The organism is Stenotrophomonas sp. SORGH_AS_0282, assembly GCF_030818125.1.
Classification (GTDB): Bacteria; Pseudomonadota; Gammaproteobacteria; order Xanthomonadales; family Xanthomonadaceae; genus Stenotrophomonas; species Stenotrophomonas rhizophila_A.
The window spans coordinates 3491257-3515916 of sequence record NZ_JAUTAB010000001.1; the positions used below are offsets into that span (position 1 = coordinate 3491257).

At 67.5% G+C, this 24660-nt stretch carries 19 protein-coding genes; 7 read left to right on the plus strand and 12 right to left on the minus strand.

Annotated elements, in window-relative coordinates; all coding sequences use genetic code 11:
* Window positions 1-25 precede the first annotated feature (25 nt).
* The 5 genes from QE395_RS15805 to QE395_RS15825 all read right to left on the minus strand — a co-directional run bounded on the left by QE395_RS15805 (window position 26) and on the right by QE395_RS15825 (window position 4840).
* Window positions 26-1207 carry a cystathionine gamma-synthase gene (locus QE395_RS15805; RefSeq protein WP_095364262.1) on the minus strand — a complete coding sequence of 394 codons (1182 nt, stop codon included), beginning with the start codon at window positions 1205-1207 and terminating at the stop codon, window positions 26-28.
* 129 nt (window positions 1208-1336) lie between these two features.
* Complete coding sequence (locus tag QE395_RS15810) at window positions 1337-2707, minus strand: pyridoxal-phosphate dependent enzyme (RefSeq protein WP_068849030.1); 1371 nt, start codon at window positions 2705-2707, stop codon at window positions 1337-1339.
* Window positions 2708-2917: 210 nt separating this feature from the next.
* Window positions 2918-3142, minus strand: a complete 225-nt coding sequence (locus QE395_RS15815; RefSeq protein ID WP_068849028.1) for a YdcH family protein — start codon at window positions 3140-3142, stop codon at window positions 2918-2920.
* Window positions 3143-3545: 403 nt separating this feature from the next.
* Window positions 3546-4442: a hypothetical protein gene (locus QE395_RS15820; protein ID WP_095364263.1), complete on the minus strand. Its 897-nt coding sequence runs from the start codon at window positions 4440-4442 to the stop codon at window positions 3546-3548.
* Window positions 4439-4840 carry a DUF4398 domain-containing protein gene (locus QE395_RS15825; RefSeq protein ID WP_093532893.1) on the minus strand — a complete coding sequence of 134 codons (402 nt, stop codon included), beginning with the start codon at window positions 4838-4840 and terminating at the stop codon, window positions 4439-4441. The genes QE395_RS15820 and QE395_RS15825 overlap by 4 nt, the downstream gene beginning before the upstream one ends.
* Window positions 4841-4938: 98 nt before the next feature.
* On the opposite strand from QE395_RS15825, the gene QE395_RS15830 reads away from it, so the two are divergent.
* Entirely contained in the window at window positions 4939-6069 is a 1131-nt protein-coding gene (locus tag QE395_RS15830) for a PilT/PilU family type 4a pilus ATPase (protein ID WP_068849022.1), read from the plus strand.
* 239 nt (window positions 6070-6308) lie between these two features.
* Here QE395_RS15830 and maiA read toward each other — a convergent pair whose 3' ends face one another.
* Both maiA and QE395_RS15840 read right to left on the minus strand, forming a co-directional pair.
* Window positions 6309-6977 (minus strand): maleylacetoacetate isomerase, encoded by a 669-nt coding sequence (gene maiA, locus QE395_RS15835; RefSeq protein WP_306990545.1) that lies wholly within the window; start codon window positions 6975-6977, stop codon window positions 6309-6311.
* Window positions 6974-7963, minus strand: a complete 990-nt coding sequence (locus QE395_RS15840; protein ID WP_095364264.1) for a fumarylacetoacetate hydrolase family protein — start codon at window positions 7961-7963, stop codon at window positions 6974-6976. Before QE395_RS15840 ends, maiA begins: the two co-directional genes overlap by 4 nt.
* A 488-nt stretch (window positions 7964-8451) precedes the next feature.
* Here QE395_RS15840 and QE395_RS15845 point away from each other — a divergent pair, with 488 nt between their 5' ends.
* Window positions 8452-9864, plus strand: coding sequence for a DEAD/DEAH box helicase (locus QE395_RS15845; protein WP_093532896.1), 1413 nt, complete (start codon window positions 8452-8454; stop codon window positions 9862-9864).
* 54 nt (window positions 9865-9918) lie between these two features.
* Here QE395_RS15845 and QE395_RS15850 read toward each other — a convergent pair whose 3' ends face one another.
* Together QE395_RS15850 and QE395_RS15855 are read right to left on the minus strand one after the other, a co-directional pair.
* On the minus strand, window positions 9919-12483 hold the full coding sequence (locus QE395_RS15850; RefSeq protein WP_306990547.1) for a M14 family zinc carboxypeptidase: 2565 nt from the start codon (window positions 12481-12483) through the stop codon (window positions 9919-9921).
* Window positions 12484-12513: 30 nt separating this feature from the next.
* Window positions 12514-15180, minus strand: coding sequence for a TonB-dependent receptor (locus QE395_RS15855; protein ID WP_306989894.1), 2667 nt, complete (start codon window positions 15178-15180; stop codon window positions 12514-12516).
* A gap of 152 nt (window positions 15181-15332) precedes the next feature.
* Between QE395_RS15855 and queD the strand changes: the two genes are divergently transcribed.
* On the plus strand, window positions 15333-15686 hold the full coding sequence (queD, locus tag QE395_RS15860) for a 6-carboxytetrahydropterin synthase QueD (protein ID WP_068849013.1): 354 nt from the start codon (window positions 15333-15335) through the stop codon (window positions 15684-15686).
* Window positions 15687-16143: 457 nt separating this feature from the next.
* Here queD and QE395_RS15865 read toward each other — a convergent pair whose 3' ends face one another.
* The 3 genes from QE395_RS15865 to QE395_RS15875 all read right to left on the minus strand — a co-directional run bounded on the left by QE395_RS15865 (window position 16144) and on the right by QE395_RS15875 (window position 19843).
* On the minus strand, window positions 16144-17232 hold the full coding sequence (locus QE395_RS15865; protein WP_306989895.1) for an alpha/beta hydrolase: 1089 nt from the start codon (window positions 17230-17232) through the stop codon (window positions 16144-16146).
* Window positions 17233-17624: 392 nt separating this feature from the next.
* On the minus strand, window positions 17625-19124 hold the full coding sequence (locus QE395_RS15870) for a HAMP domain-containing sensor histidine kinase (RefSeq protein WP_306989896.1): 1500 nt from the start codon (window positions 19122-19124) through the stop codon (window positions 17625-17627).
* Window positions 19121-19843, minus strand: coding sequence for a response regulator transcription factor (locus QE395_RS15875; RefSeq protein ID WP_184124568.1), 723 nt, complete (start codon window positions 19841-19843; stop codon window positions 19121-19123). Before QE395_RS15875 ends, QE395_RS15870 begins: the two co-directional genes overlap by 4 nt.
* A gap of 146 nt (window positions 19844-19989) precedes the next feature.
* On the opposite strand from QE395_RS15875, the gene msrB reads away from it, so the two are divergent.
* From msrB to QE395_RS15895, 4 genes are all read left to right on the plus strand, one after another.
* The gene (gene msrB, locus QE395_RS15880; protein WP_068849006.1) at window positions 19990-20529 is read left to right on the plus strand and encodes a peptide-methionine (R)-S-oxide reductase MsrB; all 540 of its coding nucleotides are present in this window, start codon (window positions 19990-19992) and stop codon (window positions 20527-20529) included.
* Window positions 20530-20582: 53 nt separating this feature from the next.
* Window positions 20583-22361 carry a cytochrome c biogenesis protein DipZ gene (locus QE395_RS15885; RefSeq protein ID WP_306989897.1) on the plus strand — a complete coding sequence of 593 codons (1779 nt, stop codon included), beginning with the start codon at window positions 20583-20585 and terminating at the stop codon, window positions 22359-22361.
* Between the two features lie 14 nt (window positions 22362-22375).
* Entirely contained in the window at window positions 22376-23113 is a 738-nt protein-coding gene (gene msrA / locus QE395_RS15890; protein WP_068849002.1) for a peptide-methionine (S)-S-oxide reductase MsrA, read from the plus strand.
* 101 nt (window positions 23114-23214) lie between these two features.
* Entirely contained in the window at window positions 23215-24660 is a 1446-nt protein-coding gene (locus QE395_RS15895) for a PLP-dependent aminotransferase family protein (protein ID WP_306989898.1), read from the plus strand.

Consider the following 24660-nt stretch of genomic DNA (forward strand, 5'->3'; position numbering starts at 1 on the left):
CCCGGTCAGCTTCATGCTGCTCATCTCAGTTCAATGCCGCTTCCAGATCCACCTGCAGATCCCCCAGTTCCTCCACGCCCACGCTCAACCGCACCAGCGCATCGCTGATGCCCAGCTGCTCGCGGCGCTCCACCGGGATGGACGCATGGGTCATCACCGCGGGATGGTTCACCAAGCTCTCCACCCCGCCCAGCGACTCGGCCAGGGTGAACAGTTCGGTCTTCTCGCAGAACCGCTTGGCCGCCTCGAATCCGCCCTTGAGCACGATCGACACGATGCCGCCGTAGCCGTTCATCTGGCGCGTGGCCAGTTCGTGCTGCGGGTGCGAAGTCAGGCCGGGATAGATCACCTTTTCCACGGCCGGGTGCTTTTCCAGCCACTGGGCCAGGGCCAGCGCATTGGCGCAGTGCGCCTTCATGCGCAGCGGCAGGGTCTTCAGGCCACGCAGGGCCAGGAAGCTGTCGAACGGACCCTGCACACCCCCGATGGAGTTCTGCAGGAAGGCCATCTGCTCGGCCAGCTCGGCGTTGTCGCCCACCACCACCATGCCGCCGACCATGTCCGAATGGCCGTTGAGGTACTTGGTAGCCGAGTGCAGGACCAGGTCCGCGCCCAGTTCCAGCGGGCGCTGCAGCATCGGCGAGGCGAAGGTGTTGTCCACCACCACGATCAGGCCATGGCGCTTGGCGATGGCGGCGACCGCGGCGATGTCCACGATCTTCAGCATCGGGTTGGTCGGGGTTTCGATCCAGACCATCTTCGTCTGAGGCGTGATTGCCGCTTCGAAGGCGGCCAGGTCGGTCAGGTCGACGAAGCCGAACTGCAGCCCGGCGGTGCGCTTGCGCACGCGCTCGAACAGGCGGAAGGTGCCGCCGTAGATGTCATCCATCGCCACCACGTGGCTGCCGGCATCCAGCAGCTCCATCACCGTGGAGGTGGCGGCCATGCCCGAAGCGAAGGCGTAGCCGCGGCTGCCGCCCTCCAGCGAGGCCACGCAGCGCTCATAGGCGAACCGGGTCGGGTTGTGCGTACGCGAGTACTCGAAGCCCTGATGTTCGCCGGGGCTGGACTGGGCGTAGGTGGAGGTGGCGTAGATCGGCGGCATCACCGCGCCGGTGCTCGGGTCGGGCGACTGCCCACCATGGATGGCGAGCGTGGCGAGAGCGAGCTGGCGCTTGGAGTGCCCGGAGGCTGCAGGATCGGACATGGGGTTCCCAGCGATTGAGAGCCCCAACGGGGCCCACACTAAATGGAGCGGAAGTCTATCAGCGCCGGCTTAATCAGCCGTTGACGCTAATAAACGCAGGTTCAGAGCCGAACGTCGGCCATCGCGCCCTTATTGGACGCGACGACGCAGGTAGTTCAGCAGGTCGATCCGGGTAATCAGCCCCAGGAAGCTGCCACCATCCATGATGATGGCCACCTGGCCGCGGTCGAACACCGGCAGCAGGGCTTCGATCGGCGATTTCACGTCCAGCCGGTCCAGCTTGCTGACCATGGCGGTGGAGACCTTGTCGCGGAACCGCGACTCGTCCCCGTACACGTGCAGCAGGACGTCGCTTTCGTCGACGATGCCGACCAGCTGGTCGCCATCCATCACCGGCAGCTGCGACACGTCATACAGTTTCATGCGCTGGTAAGCGGTGGTCAGCAGGTCGTTCGGGCCGATCACCACGGTGTCGCGCTGGCCGTACGGGCGCAGGATCAGGTCGCGCAGGTCGCCGGTCTGCGGGCGCTCCAGGAAGCCGTTGTCCAGCATCCAGTAGTCGTTGTACATCTTGGAGAGGTACTTGTTACCGGTGTCGCAGACCAGCACCAGCACCTTCTTGGGGGTGGTCTGCTCCTTGCAGTACTTCAGCGCGGCCGCCAGCAGGGTGCCGGTGGAAGAGCCGCCGAGCACGCCTTCCTTGCCCAGCAGCTCGCGCGCGGTGTGGAAGCTTTCGGCGTCGGTGATGGCATAGGCCTTGGTGACCCGGCTGAAATCGGCGATCGAGGGCAGGAAGTCCTCGCCGATGCCTTCCACCAGCCAGCTGCCGGACTTGTCGTTGAGCACGCCGTCATTGATGTATTCGGCCAGGATCGAGCCAACCGGGTCGGCCAGCACCAGCTCGGTCTTCGGCGACAGGGTGGAGAAGGCGCGCGACAGGCCGGTCATGGTGCCGGAGCTGCCGCAGCCGAACACGATGGCATCCAGGTCGCCGTCCATCTGTTCCAGGATTTCCGGGCCGGTGCCGAATTCGTGCGCGGCCGGGTTGTCCGGGTTGCCGAACTGGTTGATGAAGTACGCGCCGGGGGTTTCCTCGGCCACGCGCTTGGCCATGTCCTGGTAGTACTCGGGGTGGCCCTTGGCCACGTCCGAACGGGTCAGCCGTACTTCGGCGCCCATCGCCTTGAGGTTGAAGATCTTTTCGCGGCTCATCTTGTCCGGTACGACCAGGATGAGCTTGTACCCCTTCTGCTGGGCGACCAGGGCCAGGCCCAGGCCGGTATTGCCCGCAGTGCCTTCCACCAGCGTCGCACCCGGCTTGAGATCGCCGCGCTGTTCCGCCGCCTCGATCATCGACAGGCCGATGCGGTCCTTGATGGAACCCCCGGGATTGGCGCTTTCGAGCTTCAGGTACAGCTCGCAGACACCGGTGTCCAGGCGCTGGGCCTTGACGATCGGGGTCTTGCCAATGAGGTCGAGTACGGAGGAGTGGATTGCCATCGGGTCACATCGATTCGCGCCGCAGGGCGGCCGGACCCCCGATTATCCGACAGATGGTAGAGACACGCCATGCGTGCCTGGCCCTGAAAGAGCGACGCGGACGGCGCCCGTCGACGAGGAGACGGACGCCGCCCGCGGCGTTTGGCGGTGCCGGCGCTGGGCCGGCAGGTTCAGCGGCAGGTGCCGGGCGTGGGCCGGCACGATCAGGCCTTAGTGCACGGGGGAGGAAGACTCGTACATGCGCAGCAGGCGCTGCTTGGTGAGAAGCTTCTCACGCTTCAACTGGCCCAGAGTGAGGTCGCCTACCGGATTCACGCCCAACGCGGCATCCATACACTTCTTGTTCAACTTCTGGTGCCGTTCGTAAAGCTCTTTGAATTCCGGATCGCTCTTGCGGCGTGCGTCGATTTCACTCTGGGGCTGACCTTCAAACATGATGAACCTCCTATCGCGTCTACAGCACAAACAAGAACGCCCCGGCCGGTAAGGCACGGGGCGTTGCTTCGGGAGGAGCGCCGGCATCCACCGCGATCACGGCACAGCCCAGGCGCACGACCGGGATTGCCCGGCCTGCAGACTGCTCTGGTTCGTGCCCTCGATGCATCGGCCCGGCCCTCCAATCGTCCGGGTCGCGGAAGGCCACCCGGACAATCGACCCTACGCCTGCCCAAGGGCCGGTTCAAGGGTTTCGTTTGAAATCGCTGGCGGGCGCCAGTGGAGGTTCAGGCTGAACGCGCAGTTCAACGAAATTTAAACGAAAACAGGGGGTTGCGTCGGTTTTGGCCCGGGTCACGACCAACGGTCGTGACCTGCCAGCGATGTCGACGATCGGGCCCTTTTACGGCGCGATGATGACCTCGGCCGACCGCGCCTTGGTGGCCGCCGCCTTCTTCCCGCTGACCTGCAGGCGGCTGGCGCTCACGCCGGCCCCCACCAGGGCATCGCGCAGGGCTTCGGCACGCTGCTGCCCTACCCCGGCGGCGGCATCGTAGGCCTCGATCCGGACCCGGCCCTTCTTGCCGATGTTGAGATACTCGGCCAGCGCCTTGGCCTGGCCCTTGGCCCCGCCCGAGAGCGCACCCTTGCCACTGGCAAAGGCATCGCCGGCGAAGGTGAACACCTCGCCGCGGCTGTCGAACTTCGACCCCGGCAGCTTGTTGCCCGAGACCAGTTCGGCCTCTTCCCGGGCCAGCTTGGCCGCGTTCTGCTGGGCCGCGCTCAGCCGCGCGGTCTGCTTGCCGGCCACGCTGGTCAGCGCGGTTTCGGCGTCCTGGCGGGCCAGCGCCTCGGTTTCGGCGGCCAGGCGCAGGCGTTCGGACTCCTCGGCCTGGATCTGGGCCTGCACGCGCAGCCGCTCGCTTTCCTGGCGGGCACGCTGGGCGTCGCGGCGGCTGGCTTCGATCAGCAGGTCGCTGCGGGTGCGCTCGAGCGTGGCCACTTCGCGCTTGGCCAGGGCGGCGCGCACGCTGGTTTCGGCGATTTCGACCCGGCGGTCGGCCAGGTAGCGGGCCTGGTCGAGGTCGCGGCGCTTGGCATTGGCCAGCGCGGCGATGGCCTGCTGGGCCTGCAGGCGCTCGTAGGCGGCCAGTTCGGCGGCATCCGGGTTGGCCTGGATGGCCATCAGGCGCTGGGTGAGCTGGGCCACGGCCGGGTCTTCGGCGGCGCCGGCCAGCGGCGACAGGGCCAGGCCGATGGCCAGCAGCAGGGGCTGGATGCGCAGGGCAGCGGCCTTCATCGGCGGTCCTCCCCGGCGAGCTGGCGTTCGAGCTGGGTCACCTCGTTGCGGCGCAGCTGCAACTGGGCCGTGGCGGTGGCCTCCTCGCTGCGGGCGCGGGCCAGGTCGGCATCGGCGGTGGCGCGCACGGCCAGGGCCGGGGCGTTCTTGCGCTCGCGGCGGTCGCCCGCTGCGGCCTGGGCCTGTTCCAGGCCCTGGCGGGCCACGGCGATCAGGTCCGGGGCGTACTGGTCGGCGTCGGCCTGGGTGGCCTTGTCCACGGCCTGGCGGGCCTGCATGAGCTCGAGCGCGCCGTCCTGGGCCAGGGCCGGCCCGGCCAGTGCGAATGCGCACGCCATCACGCAACTCGTCAAAACTACATACGGGGTACGCCGCATTTGTGCGAAGCTAGGATTCATTGGGGGTGCCGTTCGCCTGAAGTAGGTGCGCGGCCATTGTCGGAAGCCTGCGGCGTGCTTGCAATGGCATGTCGCCGATTGTTGGGGAAACATTTCGCATGGATATCGGCTATTTCCTGAAGCTGATGACCGAAAAGAACGCTTCGGACATGTTCTTGACCACCGGCGCCCCGGTGTACATCAAGATCGAAGGCAAGCTGTACCCGCTGGGCAATACCGGGCTGCCGCCCGGGATGGTCAAGAAAATCGCCTATTCGCTGATGGACGAGGGCCAGGTGCCCCAGTTCGAACGCGACCTTGAGCTCAACATGGCCATCGCCCTCCCGGATGCGGGACGCTTCCGCGTCAACGTGTTCAAGCAGCGCGGCGAGGTCGGCATGGTGATCCGTGCCATCCGCAGCAAGATTCCCAGCATCGAAGAGCTCAACCTGCCCCAGGTCCTCAAGGACGTCATCATGACCCCGCGCGGGCTGGTGCTGGTGGTGGGCTCGACCGGCTCGGGCAAGTCGACCTCGCTGGCGTCGATGATCGACCACCGCAACAGCACCACGACCGGGCACATCCTCACCATCGAGGACCCGATCGAGTACCTGCACAAGCACAAGATGTCGATCGTCAACCAGCGCGAGGTCGGGCTGGATACCCACGCCTTCCACAACGCGCTGAAGAACGCGATGCGTGAAGCGCCGGACGTGATCCTGATCGGCGAAATCCTCGATTCGGAAACGATGGAGGCGGCCATCGCCTTCGCCGAAACCGGTCACCTGTGCCTGGCCACGCTGCACTCCAACAACGCCGACCAGACCATCGAGCGCATCCTCAACTTCTTCCCCGAGAGCGCGCACCGCAACGTGCTGATGAACCTCTCGCTGAACCTGCGCGCGGTGATTTCCCAGCGCCTGGTCAAGGGCCAGGATGGGCGCCGCCTGCCGGCCACCGAAGTGTTGATCAACACACCGATGATCCGCGACCTGCTGCGCCGCGGCCAGGTGCACGAGATCAAGCCGGCGATGGAAGCCTCGCTGGAAGAAGGCATGGAGAGTTTCGACCAGTGCCTGTTCCGCATGGCCAAGGGCGGCATCATCGAGCAGGAAGAAGCCCTTCGTGCGGCCGATTCGCGCGATGGCCTGGCCCTGAAGTTCCGCCTGTCCGAAGGCGGCAGCGGCGAGCACGACCCGTACGCGGATTATTCGGCGGCGACCCCGGCGGCGATCACGCACGGGTTCTGACGGAATCGGCGCCCGGCAACGGGCGCCAAGCGGCTTGGAACCGCCTGGGCCGGCCAACGGCCGGCGCTACCGGTATCCGAAGCCTTCGGTCGATTGATCCCGATCCCAATGGGCTCGTAACGGTTCGTAGCCCCGGCCGTTGGCCGGAAACCGCGCGCAGCGCGGCACAAGCGTCCGAACGCGGTACGGTTACCCATTGCGGCCAACTACCCGACGTTTAACGGCGCCGAAGCCGCCCATCACCCCGCGCAATCCACCTGGTTTTCAGGCCGCGCCGCATCGAACGCCGGCAAGGCCAGGCACGCCTCGTCGATCCGCACCAGGGTCGGGTACGGGCCCAGATCCACGTTGAAGCGGCGGGCGTTGAACAGCTGCGGCACCAGGCAGCAATCGGCCAGGGTCGGCGTGTCGCCGTGGCAGAAGCGCCCGGTGTCCACCGACTCGACCAGCAGCCGTTCCATCGCATCGAAGCCGACCTGCATCCAGTGCCGGGGCCAGTCCTCACGCTCGGTCTGCGGCACGTTCCAGGTATCGCTGAAGAACTGCATCACGCGCAGGTTGTTGAGCGGGTGCAGGTCGCATGCCACCAGCTGTGCCAGCGCACGCACGCGGGCGCGGCCCGGGGCATCGTCGGGCAGCAGCGGCGGCTCCGGAAACACCTCGTCGAGGTACTCCAGGATCGCCATCGACTGGTGCAGCACCAGGTCCCCATGCACCAGGGTAGGCACCAGCTCCTGCGGGTTGAGCGCGGCATACCCTTCGCTGTGCTGCTGGCCGCCGTCGCGGACCAGGTGCACCGGGGTGATCTGGTGTTCCAGGCCCTTGAGGTTCAGACCGATGCGCACGCGGTAGGCCGCGCTGGAGCGCCAGTAGCTGAACAGCTCGATGCGGTCGGCCGGGGTGTTCAGGGCCGTGCTGCCTGTTCGATACGCTGTTCGATGGCGCCAAAGATGCTCTCGCCGGCGGCGTCGAACATTTCAATGCGGACCACGTCGCCGAACGACATGAACGGCGTGCTCGGCTTGCCGTCGCGCAGGGTTTCCACGGTGCGCTGCTCGGCAAAGCAGGAAGCCCCCTTGCTGGTGTCCTCGTTGGCGATGGTGCCCGAGCCGACGATGGCACCGGCGCCCAGCGGGCGGGTCTTGGCCGCGTGCGCGACCAGCTGGGCGAAGTTGAACTGCATGTCCACGCCCGCTTCCGGCGCGCCGAACCAGACGCCGTTGACGTGGGTGACCAGCGGCAGGTGCACCTTGCTGTCCTGCCAGGCGTCGCCCAGCTCATCGGGCGTGACGAACACCGGCGACAGCGCCGAACGCGGCTTGGACTGCAGAAAGCCGAAGCCCTTGGCCAGCTCGCCCGGGATCAGGTTGCGCAGCGAGACGTCGTTGACCAGGCCGACCAGCTGGATATGGCCGGCGGCCTGCTCGGCGGTGACCGCCATCGGCACGTCATCGGTGATGACCACCAGCTCGGCTTCCAGGTCGATGCCGTACTCCTCGCTGATCACCTTCACGGCATCGCGCGGGCCATGGAACCCGGCGCTGGTGGCCTGGTACATCAGCGGGTCGGTGTAGAAGCTTTCCGGCACTTCGGCGCCACGGGCGCGGCGCACGCGCTCTACATGCGGCAGGTAAGCGCTGCCATCGACGAATTCGTAGGCGCGCGGCAGCGGCGCGGCCAGTGCCTGCAGGTCGATGTCGAACACGCCATCGGCGCTGCCGTCATTGAGCGACTCGTACAACGCGTTCAGGCGCGGCGCCAGGTGGCTCCAGTCTTCCAGCGCCTGCTGCAGCGTGGCGGCGATCCCGGTGGCGCGCACGCCATGGCGCAGGTCGCGCGAGACCACGATCAGGGTGCCGTCGCGGCCGCCTTCCTTCAAAGAACCAAGCTTCATGGGTGGGATATCCGGAATCGCAGTAAATAGGTTTCGAGTGTAACCAAATGCGTGGTCATGCCAAGTCGCAGTGCCGCAGAACGAACATAAACCATCCGAATGATGCTGATGTGGTCGCTCGCCAAGGTCGTCCGGCTGGGGCCGGCCGCTACGAATTGCTACGGGCGCCGGGGAGGCATGGACACGTCGGGAGTCGCTTGTTCAACCTGAACGGGGGATTTGGCCTTGCTGGCGCGGTTCCGCTACACTATGCGGGTCTGCAGCGGCCGTCCGTTTCCCTTCGGGATCGCCGGCGATCGGGATTTCCGTCCCTCGCCCGCCCCCACTCCGACGCCATTCGTCATGCATTCCAGTCTGCGCACCGCGTGGGCTGCACCCAATTCTCGCAGCGCGGTTCACGGGAACGCTCCGAGTCAGCCGATCAACTCGATCTGCCTTGCGTCCGGTCATTCGGCCTGGCGTTACTTCGTCTTTGGAGCTTCCACCCGATGTCTTTTGAAAACCTGGGCCTTGCCCCGTTCCTGCTGCGCGCGTTGTCCGAGCAGGGCTATGAAAACCCCACCCCGATCCAGGAGCAGGCGATCCCGCTGGCCCTGGAAGGCCGCGACCTGCTGGCCGGCGCGCAGACCGGTACCGGCAAGACCGCTGCGTTCGGCCTGCCGCTGCTGCAGCACCTGGGCACCAACCCGCAGGCCGTGAACGGCCCGCGCAAGCCGCGTGCGCTGGTGCTGGCCCCGACCCGCGAACTGGCTACCCAGGTGCATGACAGCCTGCGCGGTTACAGCAAGTACCTGCGCATTCCCAGCGCCTGCATCTACGGCGGCGTCGGCATGGGCAACCAGTTCGACGTGCTGCGCCGTGGCGTGGACCTGCTGGTGGCCTGCCCGGGCCGCCTGATCGACCACCTGGAGCGTCGCAGCGTCGACCTGTCGGGCATCGAGATCCTGGTGCTGGACGAAGCCGACCGCATGCTGGACATGGGCTTCCTGCCGTCGATCAAGAAGATCCTGGCCAAGCTGCCGCGCCAGAACCGCCAGACCCTGCTGTTCTCGGCGACCTTCGAAGAGAGCATCAAGCAGCTGGCGCTGGAGTTCATGCGCGATCCGGCGCAGATCCAGGTCACCCCGAAGAACACGGTCGCCGAATCCATCAAGCACTGCGTGCACCCGGTTGACGGCCCGCGCAAGCGTGACCTGCTGCTGCACCTGCTGGCCCAGGACAGCCGCGAGCAGACCCTGGTGTTCGGCCGTACCAAGCACGGCTGCGACAAGCTGGCCACGTTCCTGGAGAAGTCCGGGATCAAGACCGCGGCGATCCACGGCAACAAGAGCCAGGGCCAGCGCCTGCGTGCGCTGGGCGACTTCAAGGCCGGCCGCGTGACCGTGCTGGTGGCCACCGACATCGCCGCGCGCGGTATCGACATCAACGAACTGCCGAAGGTCATCAACTACGACCTGCCGATGGTGCCGGAAGATTACGTGCACCGTATCGGCCGTACCGGCCGCAACGGCTCGACCGGCCAGGCGATCTCGCTGGTGGCCCAGGACGAGGCCAAGCTGCTGCGCCAGATCGTGCGCCTGCTGGACAAGGACATGGACATCCGCGACGTGCCGGGCTTCGAGCCGCAGACCCCGATCCGCTGGGGCAACAGCGCGCCGGGCAAGGCCGAAGTGCCGGGTGGCGATCGTTCGCCGCGCAAGCACGCGCGCCGTCCGCATGGCGAGGCCCCGCGCCACGCCCATGCCGGTGCCAAGACCGGCGGCGGCCAGCGTGACGGTGCCGGTCGCGGTGCAAGCCGTGGTGCCGGCAACGGTGCGCCGCGCGGTGGTGCGCCGACCGGCCAGCGCCGTGGCGGTGGTGGCGGCGGTCGCGGTCCGGGCGGCGGCAACCGCGCCGGCTGATCGTTTCGCCGGCTGCACAATGGAAAAGGGCGACGCATTGCGTCGCCCTTTTTTTTACCCGCGCGGCTTGGTCGGATTGAGCAGGTTGCCGAAGAACACCGCGTTCAACAGCAGCCGCTCGGTGCCGTGCCAGTACTTGCGATGCGCCGGGTCATCGGCGAACAGCACCACGTTGCCCTGCCCCTGCGGCGACACCAGCAGCCAGGCGGTGCCGGCCACGCGGCTGCGGTTGGCCTCGGACAGGTAGCCGTTCACCCGCGGTGACTCGTCAATGCGCACCACGGTCGAGAACGCATTGCGGCTGGGCCTGAAGCTGATCCCGTTTTCCTTGTTGATCGCCAGCTGGGTGCGCGGCAGGCCGAAGCCGAGCGGGTGGCTGGTGTCCACGTCGGCGCTGAGGATGTTGCCGCTCACCCGCTCGATGGCGGCGATGTCGCGCTGGTCGCCGAACGCGCGGCGCGCACCTTCGGGCTCCTTCTCTTCGGCACCCAGCACTTCATCGCTGAGCTTCTGCTCGATCGCCCACTTGGCCGCGCTGCCGTAGGTCACCAGCGAACCGCCGGCGTTGATCCAGCGCTTGAGCGCGGCCACCGCCGTGGCATCCACGCCGCTGTAGGTACCGCCAGCCAGCACGATGGTGGTGTAGCGGTCCAGGTTGACCTTGCCCAGCTGCGCCGGGTCCAGCTTGCTGGCTGGCAGCTGCACCTGCTGGTCGAGCAGGAACCACGCCGAACCGATCTCGGTGGCGCTCACGCCCTCGCCCATCACCAGCGCCACCGCCGGCCTGCGCAGCGATTTGACGCTGTCGCTGCCCAGGTCGATGCCGCTGCGGCTCTGCCCGCTGGCCAGGGCGTGCACCTGCACGCCGCTGCTGCGCGCCGCTTCATCCACGGCAGCGAGCAGTGCGTCGCCCGCCAGCGTCTGCCCGGCCACCGGCACCACCACGCTGCCACGCGCGAACGCCTGCTCACCCGACGCGGTGGCGGCGGTGAACGGCTGGAACGCGGCGCGGGTCAGCACGCCCTTGGCCTGCAGCGCGTACAGCGCGCGGCTGGCGTTGTAATCGCGCCAGTCGAACACGTAGGCATAGCCGGCCTGGCCACCGCTCACCCCACCACGGGCGGCCGGCAGGCGGGTGATGCGCTCGCCGCCATCGACACGGCTGCGGCTGCCGGCGAACGCCACGCCGTAGGCCGGTGCGATGGCATAGGAGGTGCTGCCGTAGAACACGTCGCCCTTGATCGGCGGGGTCTCGGCGAAGATCGAATGCACCAGGCGGAACTGCGGCTGCGCGGTCGGCACCACGTAGGCACTGCCCGGCTCGAAGCGCTGGCCGTCCACGGTGACCGCCTTGCTCAATGCCTGCACGGTGATCTGGTGCTGGAGCAGCAGGTCGAGCAGGCGCCGGGTCAAGCCCGGGTCGTTGGCGTCGCCGAATACGAACGCCTTGACCGGCTGCTGGTTGGCCTGCTTCACGGCGGACTGGAAGAATTCCTTCTGCAGCTTCAGCAGCCCGTCGCGCTCGGTCACCGCACCGCGCACCGTGCCCAGGCCGGTGGCGACCTGGTTGCGGATGGTGAACGGGAAGGTCAGCAGGCCATTGACCGATTCCTGCACGCGGCCACGCGAGCTGGCCTGTTCCACCGTGACGCCGACCGCACCATGGAAGTCCGGATAGGTCGAGCCGTACACCGGCGAGAAGTTGTCGAAATTCTCACCGGTGTAGTACAGCGAGCCGAGCGCATCCAGTGCCTGCGCGTGGTACTTGGCCAAGGTCTTGTTGAACGCGTACGACGACGCCGGCAACAGCGGGCTGTGCATGCTCGCCGGCGACGGTTCGAAGTAGTAGGTGCTGTCCTTGCCCATCTCGTGGAAATCGATCTGGACGTTGGGGTACCACTGGTGGAAGTAGGCGATCTTGGGCCGCGTGTCCTGCTGGGTCAATGCCAGCCAGTCGCGGTTGAGGTCGGTGAAGTAGTGGTTGGTGCGTCCCTGCGGGAAGGGCTCCACGTGCTCCTTGTCGGCCGGATCGGCCGATGCCGGCGACGAGGCGTAAGCGTTGTGCCAGCTGGCCGCACGGTCGCGGCCGTCCGGGTTCTGCGCCGGGTCGAACAGCACCACCGCCTGCTGCAGCCACCTGGCCGTATCGGCACTGCGGTTGGCCACCAGGTAGTACGCGGTGAGCAGCGCGGCTTCGCCACTGGAGGTTTCATTGCCGTGCACGCTGTAGCCCAGCCACACGACCACAGGGCTGTTGCCGGCCGCCGACAACGGCTGCGCCGGGTCGGCCAGGGTCACGTGCTGGCGGCGCAGGGTTTCCAGCTGCTGCTGGTTCTGCGCCGAGGTGACGGTGGCGATCAGCAACGGGCGGCCTTCGTAGCTGCTGCCGATCTGCTCGACCTTGATCTTGTCGGAGTGTCTGGCCAGCTCGTTGAAGTAGGCCACCAGCTGGTCGTGCCGGGTGTAGCGGCTGCCGATCTCGTAGCCCAGGAACTGCTGCGGGGTGGGAATGGCCGGATCGAAATCGCCGCCCTGCGGGAAGAAATAGGCGCTCTGTGCGAACGCCGGCGCGGCCAGCAGCCACAGCGCCCCCACCACCCAGGTGATGGGGCGCGACAAACGATGGAACAAGGACACAGCGAACCCCTCTTAGAAGCGGTAATCGAAGCCGACGGTGAAGTAACGGCCGCGCAGGTCGTACTGGCTGAAGTCGTACGGCGCGCGGATGCCCGGGAACGAGGCGTCGTACGGCGGTTCCTCATCGGCCAGGTTCTGGATCTTCGCGTACAGGGTCAGCTTCTCCAGCCCGGTGTAGGCCAGGTACAGATCGAACTGGCTGTACGAATCCACCCGGTCCTGCACGGCCGTGGCTGCGGCACTGGCCTTCTGGTCGTAGCCGCTGGTGTAGTACCAGGTCAGCGCGGTGCGGAAATCGGCATAGCTCCAGTCCAGCGTGGTGGTGGCCTTGTTCTTGGGCAGGGTGGCGCCGAGGTTGCTGCCGGCGTAATCCACCAGCGGGCCGCCAACCACGGTGGGGCGGCTGTAGTCGCGCACGTGGGTGAACGCGGTGGACAGCGAGAAGTCACCGGCCGCCTCGGTCGGGAAGCGCTGGCGCAGTTCCACGTCGAAGCCGGAGGTCTTGAGCTCGCTCAGGTTCTGGTAGCGGTTGAACACCGCCAGCAGCTTGCCGCGCTCATCGCGGGTAACCGCGCCGGGCACATCGTTGGTGACCAGGGTCTGGGTGTTGTTGGTGCCGACCAGGTTTTCCAGTTCGATGCGGTAGTAGTCCACGCTCAGGCTGGTGTTGGACCACGGCGACAGCACCAGGCCCAGGTTGTAGCTCTTGGTGCGTTCCGGCTTCAGGTCGCTGTTGCCGACGGTGAAGAAGGTCGGGTTCTGGCGCGAGCCGGGCACGTCCGGGTCGCGCGGATCGATCACGCTGCCGTAGGCGATGCTGGTGCTGTTGGAGTTCTCCGACAGCGACGGCGCGCGGAAGCCCTTGGAGGCCGCGGCACGCACCAGCAGGATGTCGAACGGCTGCCAGCGCAGGCTCAGCTTGGGCGAGAATGCATCGCCGAAATCGCTGTAGTGGTCGGCACGCGCCGCGGCCTGCAGCTCCAGGCGCTCGGCCAGCGGCACGTTCACTTCGGCATAGGCCGCGGTGACCTTGCGCTCGCCGTGCACTTCGGCGATGGCCGGGCGGATCTGCAGGCCCGCATCGATCTGCCACGGGTTTTCCGAATCCAGCTTCTCGCGGCGCCATTCCAGGCCGGCGGCGAAGCCGATCGGGCCCGCCCAGGTGCTGCCCAGCCCGCCGGAGATCTTGGCGTCCACGCCCTGCAGCACGGACTCGGCCGGGCGCAGGGTGCTCAGGTTGATGCCGTCGATCACCGACTGCGGGGTGGCCGACGGATCGAGCAGGTTGTAGCTGCCGGTGGCCAGTGCATCGGCCAGGGTCCAACGGTTGGCAAAGCCGCCGGAGACGGTTTCGCGCTCGCTGCTGCGCGCGCCGAACGCGCCCACTTCCCAGTCCCAGTCCTGCAGGCTGCCGCGCAGGCCGAACACGCCGCGGTACGCGGTGGAGCGGTTGGTCTTGATGGTCGGGCCGAGGTTGAAGAAGGTGTATTCGATCGGAATCGCGCGGCCGTACGGGTTGAACGGGCTGCTGGCCGGCAGGTTGGACGACACCGGCTCGGCGAGGCCGGTATCGGCGTTGAGCGCGAAGCGGCCGCTTTCCAGGGTGAAGAACGGGCTGCTGCCGAACCACGACACGCCCTTGATCTCGCTGTAGATCACTTCGCCGAACGCTTCCACGTTGTCGTTCACCTTGAAGGTGCCGTTGACGTAGGCCTGGTAGCGCTTGGTCGAGGGAATCAGCGTGGTGTACGGGGCGAGGTTGTAGCCGCAGGTGTTGCCGGGCAGGCCGTCGATCGGCGCGCTGGGCACCAGCGTGGTGTTGTCCGGGCACTGCCCGTTGGCGTCGAGCATGGGCACCGAGGTGCCGTTGACCAGGAAGCGCGCGCCCTTGGCCGACCAGCCGTTCCAGCGGCCACCGGGCTTGTCGGTGTAGATGCCGGACCTGGTGAGGTCGCGCTGGTCCTGGTCCAGGCGCTCGCGGTTGTAGCCTTCCAGGCTGACCAGGATGTTGTAGCCATCGGCGTCGAGGTCACCGACGCCACCGATGAACTTCAGGTTCTGCTCGTCCAGCCCGCCCTGGTCGGCGGTGCCGGCGCTGCCGCCCAGTTCGGCACCCTGGAAGTTCTGCCGGGTAATGATGTTGACCACGCCGGCCACGGCGTCGGAGCCGTACACGGCCGAGGCGCCGTCTTTCAGCACTTCGATGCGCTCCACGGCGACCATCGGCAGCGCGTTGAGGTTGACGAAGGTGTCGGAGAGGCCGCCGGCGGGGAAGCCGTAGTTGGCCAGGCGGCGGCCGTTGAGCAGCACCAGCGTGTTCTTCTGCGACAGGCCGCGCAGGCCGATGCCGGCCGAACCCGAGGCCCAGCCGTTATTGGTGGTTTCGTTGTTGGCGTTGCCGGTGTTGGCCGAGATCGAGCGCAGCAGGTCGGCAACGGTGGCCTTGCCGGTGGCTTCGATTTCCTGGCGGCCGATCACCTGTACCGGGTTGGCGGTCTCGGTGTCGGTGCGCTTGATGTTGGAGCCGGTGACGCGCACCGCGGCCAGGGTGGTGCTTTCGCCGCTGGCGGAGGCGTCGGGGCTGGCATCGGGGCCAGCGGCGGCGTCGAGGGCAAACGCGGACAAAGGCGTAGCCAGGGCGGCGGAAAGGGCCGCCACAAGAAGGGTGTGCTTGGGCATGAACTCTATGGGGGTGGTGGACGACAAGTTCCGCAGTAGTCCATGCCAAGGGCTTAACGGGCCAATAACATCGCTTCATGCGGATATAACGAAAAGTAACATCTCTTCATCCGGATGGATATGTTTTTGTTGGATGGCCGTACAATGGGCCCATGGAAATCTTCAAAGTCTTTACCCTCGAAGCGGCCCACCACCTGCCCAACGTGCCGGCGGGCCACAAGTGCGCGCGCCTGCACGGCCACTCGTTCCGGGTGGAGCTGAAGGTCGAGGGCGAGCCGGGCGAACACACCGGCTGGATCATGGATTTCGGCGACGTCAAAGCGGCCTTCCAGCCGATCTACGACCGCCTGGACCACCATTACCTCAACGACATCCCCGGCCTGGAAAACCCGACCAGCGAACGCCTGGCGATCTGGATCTGGAACGAGCTCAAGCCCGCCCTGCCGGCGCTGAGCGAGGTGACGGTGCATGAGACCTGCACCTCCGGCTGCCGTTACCGCGGCTGAGCCCCAGCCCCAACCGGTTGTTTCTGAACGGATTCAACCTAATCCGGACCACTTCGGCAATGTATTGTTGCAATGCACCACGATCGGTGTATGCTGCATTGCATCAAACGGAATTTGCGTGGGTCCCTCCCCCCACGCAATCCCAAGACCCGACAGAACCCTCCCTCTGTCGGGTCTTTTTTTTTGGTTGTTTGATCCGGATCCACGGACGTCACGTAACAATCCGTAGCCCCGGCCGTTGGCCGGACACCGCGCGCAGCGCGGCCCAACCGTCCGAACTCCGTTACCCACCGATCCCATCCAACGCTCCGGCGTTTACACGTTCCGGAGCCGCCCGTCAGGCGTTCATGACCCCGGAACGAAGAGCAGCCGGCCAACGGCCGGGGCTACGAATTTTTACGCGCCCATTGGGATTGGGATCAATCGACCAGCGCATCCGGATGCATGATCGCAGTGGTTACCGCGCGAGCGGGCGCACGATCTGCACCAGGCTCAACAGCGTCTTGCCCGGCTCTTCCCACGGGACCATGTGCGCCGAATGTTCGAACCACACGCCCTGCTTGTAGGGCGCCTGCACGGTGTTCAACCAGCGCTCGGTCGGCGCGGTGGGCGTGGTGTAGTCGTGGCGGCCCATGAACATCACCACCGGGATCGGGAAGCGGGTGATCGGGTTGAAATCCACCTCCAGCATCTGCGGCAGCAACGGCCCCAGCGACAGCACGCTGCCCTTGTCGATGTTGCAGCGGTCTGCGTCCGTGTAGTCGGGCGAGAGCCTGGCCGCACCGAAGTAATACTTCGAGTCATCGCGGTAGGCCGTCAGCCCCCCGTAGTACTGCGGCCACGTGCGCGCGGTAATGATCCGCTCGCGCGTGATCGGCGTGTTGCCCGGGTACGGCGCGATCGCCTCCAGTTCGGCCACCGCCTTGGCGTTGCCGTGTGCCTTCGCCTGCGCCAGTCCGTAATCGAAACTGATCTTCTCGTTCTCCACCTGGTTGATGATCTGCCCGATCCCCACGTACGCGTGGAACAGGTCCGGCCGCTTCAACGCCGCCTGCATCGCCACGATCGTGCCCCAGCTGTGCGCCATCAAGATCACCTTGCGCTGGCCCAGGTGCGTGCGCAGGTGCTCGGCCACCTCGATGGCATCATCCACGTAGCGTTCAATGGTCAGCGTCGGCGCGATCGCGTCCGGCGACGCCTCCGCGTAGGTCTTGCCTGCACCGCGCTGGTCCCAGTCCACCACCGTGAAGTACTCCTCCAGCGGTCGCTGGAACTGCCACACGCTCGGCGTCACCGGGCTGGCCGGGCCACCGTGCACGAACAGGATCACCGGGTTGGCCCGGTCCTCGCCGCGGATGGTGAGCCACTGCTTCACCCCGCCGATCGGCGTGCCGTACTGTTCCTGGATGCCGTTCGGCGTGGTGATCCGCTGGAGATCGCGTACCACCGCGCGCGCCGGTTCCAGCGCCGAGGTGTCCGGGCAGGATTGGGCGAATGCAGACGGGGTGGCGGACAGCAGCAGGGTCAAGCAGACGAGTGCGCGCATGAAACCTCCAGATGTGCGGGGCCTGTGGTGGGTTGATCCCAATCTACGGACGTTACGTAACAATTCGTAGCCCCGGCCGTTGGCCGGACACCGCGCGCAGCGCGGCCCAAGCATCCGGAGCACGGTATGCCGTCGCCGCGGCCCTGCATCCGGGTGTCAACCCAGAACGAAACCGTGTATCAGGCGCAATGAACGCCTGACGGCTTCTTCGGAACGTGCAAACGTCGGGATGATCGCCGCGAGCAATACGCAACCGGCTTTGGACGCTTGGGCCGCGCTGCGCGCGGTGTCCGGCCAACGGCCGGGGCTACGAATTGTTGCGTGCCCATTGGGATCGGGATTAACCAACCATGGGCCCGGAACCGTTACGGGCCCATTGGGATCTGGATCAATCAACCTTGGGCTCCGGATACATTCCCGGCAGACCCCCATGCACTCGGCAGCGAGAACACGAACAACGCGCCCTCGCGGCTGTCCAGCAGCTGGATCTCACGCTGGTGCAGCTGCAGGATGCGGTGCACGATCAGCAGGCCCAGCCCGCCGCTGTCCGGCCGCTGGCTGCCGAATGCCGGGGGCGTGTGGAACAGGTCCTCGCGCCGCGCCGCCGGGATGCCTGGGCCGGTGTCAGCCACGCTGACCTGCACCTCGCCCTGCGCCGCCTGCAGCGTCACCGTGATCCGGCCGCCTTCGGGCGTGTGCCGGATCGCATTGTCCAGCAGGTTGGTCAGCACCCGCTCGATCAGCGCCAGGTCCGCGTCCACCGCCGGCAGGCCAGGCGGAATGTCCGCCGCCAGCGTCTGCCGACGCGCCTGCGCGGCCAGCTCGAATTTCTGGAAGACGTCCTGCACCAGGTCCGGCAGCGAGAACGCCTGGCGGTCCAGCACCACCCCGCCGTGTTCCAGCCGCGCCAGCTCGAACAGCGCCTGGGCCAGCCGGCCCACCTTGTGGCTCTGCGACAGCGCGATGCCCAGGTAGCGCTGGCGCTCTTCGGCGCTGAGCGTGGCGTCCTTCAGCGCCAGCGTTTCCAGATAGCCGTGCAGCGACGACAACGGCGTGCGCAGGTCGTGCGAGATGTTGGCCACCAGCTCGCGCCGCTGCAGGTCCTGCTGGCGCAGCTGCTGCCACTGCTCGCCCAGGCGCTGGCCCATGTGCCCGAAGCTGTGCTGCAGGATCGCCAGCTCATCGCGCTCGCCCGCGCGCAGCGGCGTGGGCGGCAACGCCTGCGCCGGCGCCGCCGCATCCACGTCGAACGACTGCACGCGCCGGGTCAGCTGGCGCAGCGGCCGGGTCACCCAGCGGAACGCCACCGCACCGGCCAGCAGCCCGATGCCGGCCACGATCGCCAGCGACCACAGCGTGGTGCGCAGCGTGGCATTGGCCGCAATGTTGGCCGCCAGCGCCTCGCGCTGTTCGCCCACCAGCACCACGTAGATGTAGCCGGCCTGGCGCCCCTGCACGAACAGCGGGGCGGCGTTGAACACCTTGCGCCCGCGCGCGCTGCGCGGGTCATCGCCGAGGATCGGCAGCGGCTCATCGCGCAGCAGCGCCTGCACCGGCGCCAGGTCCACGCGGTCGCGCTTGAGGTGGCCGGTGGGCGCATCGTGGCCGAGGATGCGGCCCTGGTCGTCCAGCAGGTACACCTCCACGCTGGGGTTGACCGCCATCAGCTTGCCGAACAGCGCGCGTACCTCGCCGGTGCGCATGCCGCCGCCGTCCATCAGCTCGCCGCTGCGCGCGATGTGCTCGGCCAGCCCGCGCGACAGCCGCTGTACGGTCTCCTGCTCGTGCAGGCTGGTGCTGCGCATCTGGATCGCCATCAGCGCGCCGCAGCACACCAGCAGCAGCGCGAAGAACGCCACCGACAACCGCTGCGACAACGACAACCGGATCATGCCGCTGCACCCTCGCTGCCATCGACCAGCTTGTAGCCCCGGCCCCATACCGTCTGGATGCGCTGCGGCGACGCCGGGTCGCGTTCGATCTTGTTGCGCAGCCGGTTGATGTGCGTGTTGACGGTGTGCTCGTAGCCATCGTGCTGGTAGCCCCACACCTGGTTGAGCAGGTCCATGCGCGAATACACCTGGCCGGGGTGGCGGGCGAAGAAGTACAGCAGGTCGAACTCGCGCGGGGTCAGCTCCAGCGCGCGCCCTTCCACCTGCGCGGTGCGCGCCACCGGGTCGATGCGCAGCCCGGCCACGGCCAGTTCACCGGCATCGATGCGCGCGTTCTGCGCCATCGCTTCCACCCGGCGCAGCAGCGCCTTGACCCGCGCCACCAGTTCCAGCATCGAAAATGGCTTGGCCAGGTAATCGTCGGCGCCCAGTTCCAGGCCCAGGATGCGGTGCACTTCGCTGGCGCGTGCGCTGGTGATGATGATCGGGGTGTAGCGCGCCATGCCGCGCGCGCGCCGGCAGATTTCCAGCCCATCCACGCCGGGCAGCATCAGATCCAGCACCAGCGCCGACCACGGCTGCGCCTCCAGCAGGGCCAGGCCCTCGTCGCCGGTAGCGGCATGGGTGACCTCATAGCCCTCGTCGCGCAGGTGCATGCGCAGCAGGTTGGCGATGTGGACATCGTCTTCGACGATCAGGACGCGCTTGGCACTGCTCATTGGCACGGTAGCGGGCAGCAGGAAGGTGAACGCATTGTGGCCAGATCCGGACCTGAATGTGTCACGGAAAATTTAACCCTGCGTGAGGATTCGTTGACCGGCCCGGGCGCAGCATGGCCCCATCGTTTCCAGACCGGGAGATCGCCATGCGTTGTACCCGTCGCAGACTGCTCGGCATGGGCGCCATCGGCGCCGCGGCCGGCCTGTTCGGTTTGACCGCCTGCAGTGGGTCGGCCCCCGCCGCACCCGCACCCACGCGCCGCTTTGAGGTGATGCGCACCGATGCGCAGTGGCGCGAACAGCTCAGCCCGGCGCAGTACGCCGTGCTGCGCCGGCAAAGCACCGAGCGCCCCTTCAGCAGCCCACTCAACAAGGAACACCGGCGCGGCACCTTCACCTGCGCCGGGTGCGCGCTGCCGTTGTTCTCCTCGTCCACCAAGTTCGACAGCGGCACCGGCTGGCCCAGCTTCTGGGCACCGCTGCACGATGCCGTCGGCGAGGACCGCGACACCACCTTGGGCATGCTGCGCGTGGAAGCGCATTGCCGGCGCTGTGGTGGCCACCTGGGCCATGTGTTCGATGACGGCCCACGCCCGACCGGGCTGCGTTACTGCATGAACGGCGTGGCGATGAACTTCGTCGCCGCTGACGAAGAGACACGCGTGCGGATACCCAACCGCACGTAACGCCGATGAAGCCGCCGGGCAGGGCCCGGCGCTACCCCGATAAGGAACGTTCGATGATTCTGCTTGTACTTGCCTACCTGGGCGGTGTGTTGACCATTCTCAGCCCGTGCATCCTGCCGGTGCTGCCGTTCGTGTTTGCCCGTTCGGACCGCCCGTTCCTGCGCAGCGGCCTGCCGCTGCTGATCGGCATGGCGCTGATGTTCGCGGTGGTAGCCAGCCTGGCGGCGGTGGGCAGCCAGTGGGTGGCGCAGGCCAACCAGATCGGGCGCTGGATCGCGCTGGTGGTGATGGCGCTGTTCGCGCTCGCGCTGCTGTGGCCGGCGCTGGCCGACCGCCTGCTGTCGCCGTTCCAGCGGCTGGGCGCACGGCTCAGCGCGTCAGCAGACAAGGCCACCGACGCCGGGCGCGGCGGGGTGGGCACCTCGCTGCTGATCGGCGTGGCCACCGGCCTGCTGTGGGCACCGTGCGCCGGCCCGATCCTTGGGCTGATCCTCACCGGCGCTGCCCTGCAGGGTGCCAGCGTGGGCACCAGCGGGCTGCTGCTGGCGTATGCACTGGGCGCGGCCACCTCGCTGGCCCTGGCGATCTGGATTGGCGGGCGTGTGTTCACCGCGCTGAAGCGGCGGCTGGGCGCGGGCGAGTGGATCCGCCGCGCGTTGGGCGTGGCCGCACTGCTGGCGGTGGTGGCCATTGCGATGGGCTGGGACACCGGCGTGCTCACCCGGTTGTCGTCGGTCAGCACCGCGCGGCTGGAACAGGGCCTGCTCGATACGCTGCCCGGCCAGGCGCCTGACGCCGGTCCCGCGATGATGATGCGCGCCGCCGATGCACCGGCCGGTGCCGAGCTGCCGGTGGAAGGCACCCTGCCTTCGCTGGACGGCGCCACCGGCTGGCTCAACAGCCCGCCGCTGACCGCCGAAGGCCTGCGCGGCAAGGTGGTGCTGGTCGATTTCTGGACCTATTCCTGCATCAACTGCCTGCGCGCGCTGCCCTACGTGCGGGAGTGGGAACAGCGTTACCGCGACCAGGGCCTGGTAGTGATCGGCGTGCATGCCCCGGAGTTCGCCTTCGAGCGCAACCTGGGCAACGTGCAGCGTGCGGTGAAGGAACTGAAGATCGACTACCCGGTGGCGATCGACAATGAGTTCGCGATCTGGCGCGGCTTCAACAACCGCTATTGGCCGGCGCACTACTTCATCGACGCGCAGGGCCGCATCCGTGCGCACCACTTCGGCGAAGGCAACTACGCGCAGTCCGAACGGATCATCCGCCAGCTGCTGCGCGAAGCCGGTGCCACGCTGCCCGAGGAGCCCGCACAGGCCATGGCGATGGCCGCCAGTGCACCGCGCGCGGGCGTGGAACTGCAGGCCGACATGTCCAACCTCAAATCCCCGGAGACCTACCTCGGGTACTCGCGTGCGGAAAACTTCGCCTCGCCGGACGGCCAGCGCCGCGACGCCCCCGCCGATTACACGCTGCCGTCGACGTTCGCGTTGAACCAGTGGGCCTTGTCCGGGCGCTGGACGGTGGGTGACGAAGACGCGCAGCTGCAACGCGCCGGCGGTCGTATCGCGTTCCGCTTCCACGCCCGCGACCTGCACCTGGTGCTGGCACCGGGTGCGGACGGCAAGCCGGTGCGGTTCCGGGTGCGCATCGACGGCCAACCGCCGGGCGCCTCGGCCGGTGGCGATGCCGGCGCCAATGGCAGCGGCACGGTCACCGAGCACCGCCTCTACCAGCTGATCCGCCAGTCCGGCGACGTTGGCGAACGCACGTTCGAGATCGAGTTCCTCGATCCGGGGGTGCACGCCTATGCCTTCACCTTCGGTTGAACCAGGAGAACCCCATGCGCGTTTCCTTCGACAAACTGGTGGCCGGTGGCATTGCCGCCGCCGTTGCCGCGCTGACCATCAGTGCGGTGGTCAGCCTGGACCGCCCCGCATATGCCGCGCCGGCCGAAGCGGTGGTGGCGGTGCCGGCACCGGCGGGTGCGGCCGATCCGAAGCTGCCCGGCAAGCGCGCGCAGGTGGTGTTCGCCGGCGGCTGCTTCTGGGGCGTGCAGGGCGTGTTCCAGCACATCAAGGGCGTGGACAACGCGGTCTCCGGCTACATCGGTGGGCGCCCGGCCGACGCGAACTATTCGCGCGTCAGTAGCGGTGGCACCGGCCATGCCGAAGCCGTGCAGGTCACCTACGACCCCAGCCAGGTGAGCTACGGCCAGTTGATGCAGGTGTTCTTCTCGGTGGCGCACGATCCCACCCAGCTCAACCGCCAGGGCCCGGACCGCGGCACGCAGTACCGTTCGGCGGTGTTCGCCGACGATGCCGCGCAGCGCGATGCCACCCGCGCTTACATCGCGCAGCTGCAGAAGGCACGCGCGTATGCGGCGCCGGTGGTGACCACCGTGGACGGCGGCAAGCCGTTCGTTGCGGCCGAGGGCTACCACCAGAACTACCTGACGCTGCATCCGGAGTCGTTGTACATCCGCATCAATGACCAGCCGAAGGTGGCGGCGCTGCAGCGGATGTACCCGCAGCTGTACCGCGAGAAGCCGAGGCTGGTGTCGACCTTGTCCGCGAGGTAACCGATGCGACGACGGTAGAGGCCGACCGTTGGTCGGTCTTCGCCGTAGGGACGCCAGGTTGCAAGGCATCCAGGGTACAGCGCACCATGCTGGCGACCCTCATGGTTACAGATTCCATGGCCGCCAACCTCTACCAATCCCTGGCCGACGAACTGGCCGACGCCATCCACAGCGGCCGCCTGCCGGCCGGTGCGCGCCTGCCGTCCCTGCGCGGCCTGGCCGCGCAGCGCCAGCTCAGCTTGAACACGGTCATCGCCGCCTACCGGCAGCTGGAGGACGCCGGGCTGGTAATGCCGCGGCCCAAGGCCGGGTTCGTGGTCAGCGCGCGCCTGCCCGAACCCACCCGCTCACTGCGCCAGGCCCCGGCGCTGGCCACCACCCAGGCCCAGCAGCTGATGATGGCGCGCGTGCTGGAGGCGCAGCGGCAACCGGGCATCGTCGACCTGGCCTTCGCCGGTCCGCGCGGCGAGCGCTTCTACCCCGCCGCACGGCTGGCCCGTGCCACCGCACAGGTACTGCGGCGCACCCCGGCGATGGTGCGCACCTACGCGCGTCCCAACGGGGCCAGGCGACTGTTGGAGCAGATCGTGCGGCGCGGCCCGCGGCTGGGCCTGCACACCACGGTGGAGCGGCTGGTGCTCACCCATGGCGCGATGGAAGCGCTGCAGCTGGCCCTGCGTGCGGTGACCCGGCCGGGCGATGCGGTCGGCATCGAAGCCCCCTCCTATTTCAACCTGTACCCATTGCTGGCCAACCTGGGCCTGAAGGCGATCGAGCTGCCCACCGACCCGCGCGAGGGGCTGGACGTGGATGCGGTGGAAGCGCAGCTGCAGGCAGGCGCACTTGCCGCCATTGTCGCCATGCCCAGCGTGCACAATCCGCTCGGCTGCACCCTGCCGGTAGCGGCCAAGCAGCGCCTGGCGGCGCTGGTGAACCAGTACCAGGTACCGCTGATCGAAGATGCGGTCTATGCCGAACTGCAGTACCAGGAGCCGCTGGCGCCGTTGTTGAAGGCGTTCGACGAGGACGGTTGGGTGATCGTGGTCAACGGCTTTTCCAAGACGCTCGCACCGGATTACCGGATCGGCTGGCTCGATGGCGGGCGCTTCGCCGCCGACATCCAGCTGCTGAAGTTCCAGTCCACCGGCGCCGAGTCGCAGCTGCTGGGCGAGGCGGTTGCCGCGTTCCTGGAAGCGGGCAGCTACGAACACCACCTGCGCGGGCTGCGCCGGCTGTACCGCGAGCAGGTCGGGCGCGTGCGTGCGCTGGTGGCCCAGCACTTCCCGCCCGGTACCCTGGCCACCCAGCCCAGCGGCGGTTTCCTGCTGTGGATCGAACTGCCTGCGGGCGTGGACAGCAGCGTGCTGTTCGAACAGGCGCTGGCCGAGGGCGTGGTGTTCATGCCCGGCCAGGTGTATTCGCGCGGCGCCCGCTACCGGCACTGCCTGCGGCTGTCGTGCTGCCAGGACCTGGACGCGCGCTACGTGGACGCCATTGCCGGCGTCGGCCGGCTGGCCACTGCCCTGCTGGCGCAGGCGCGCGGCTGA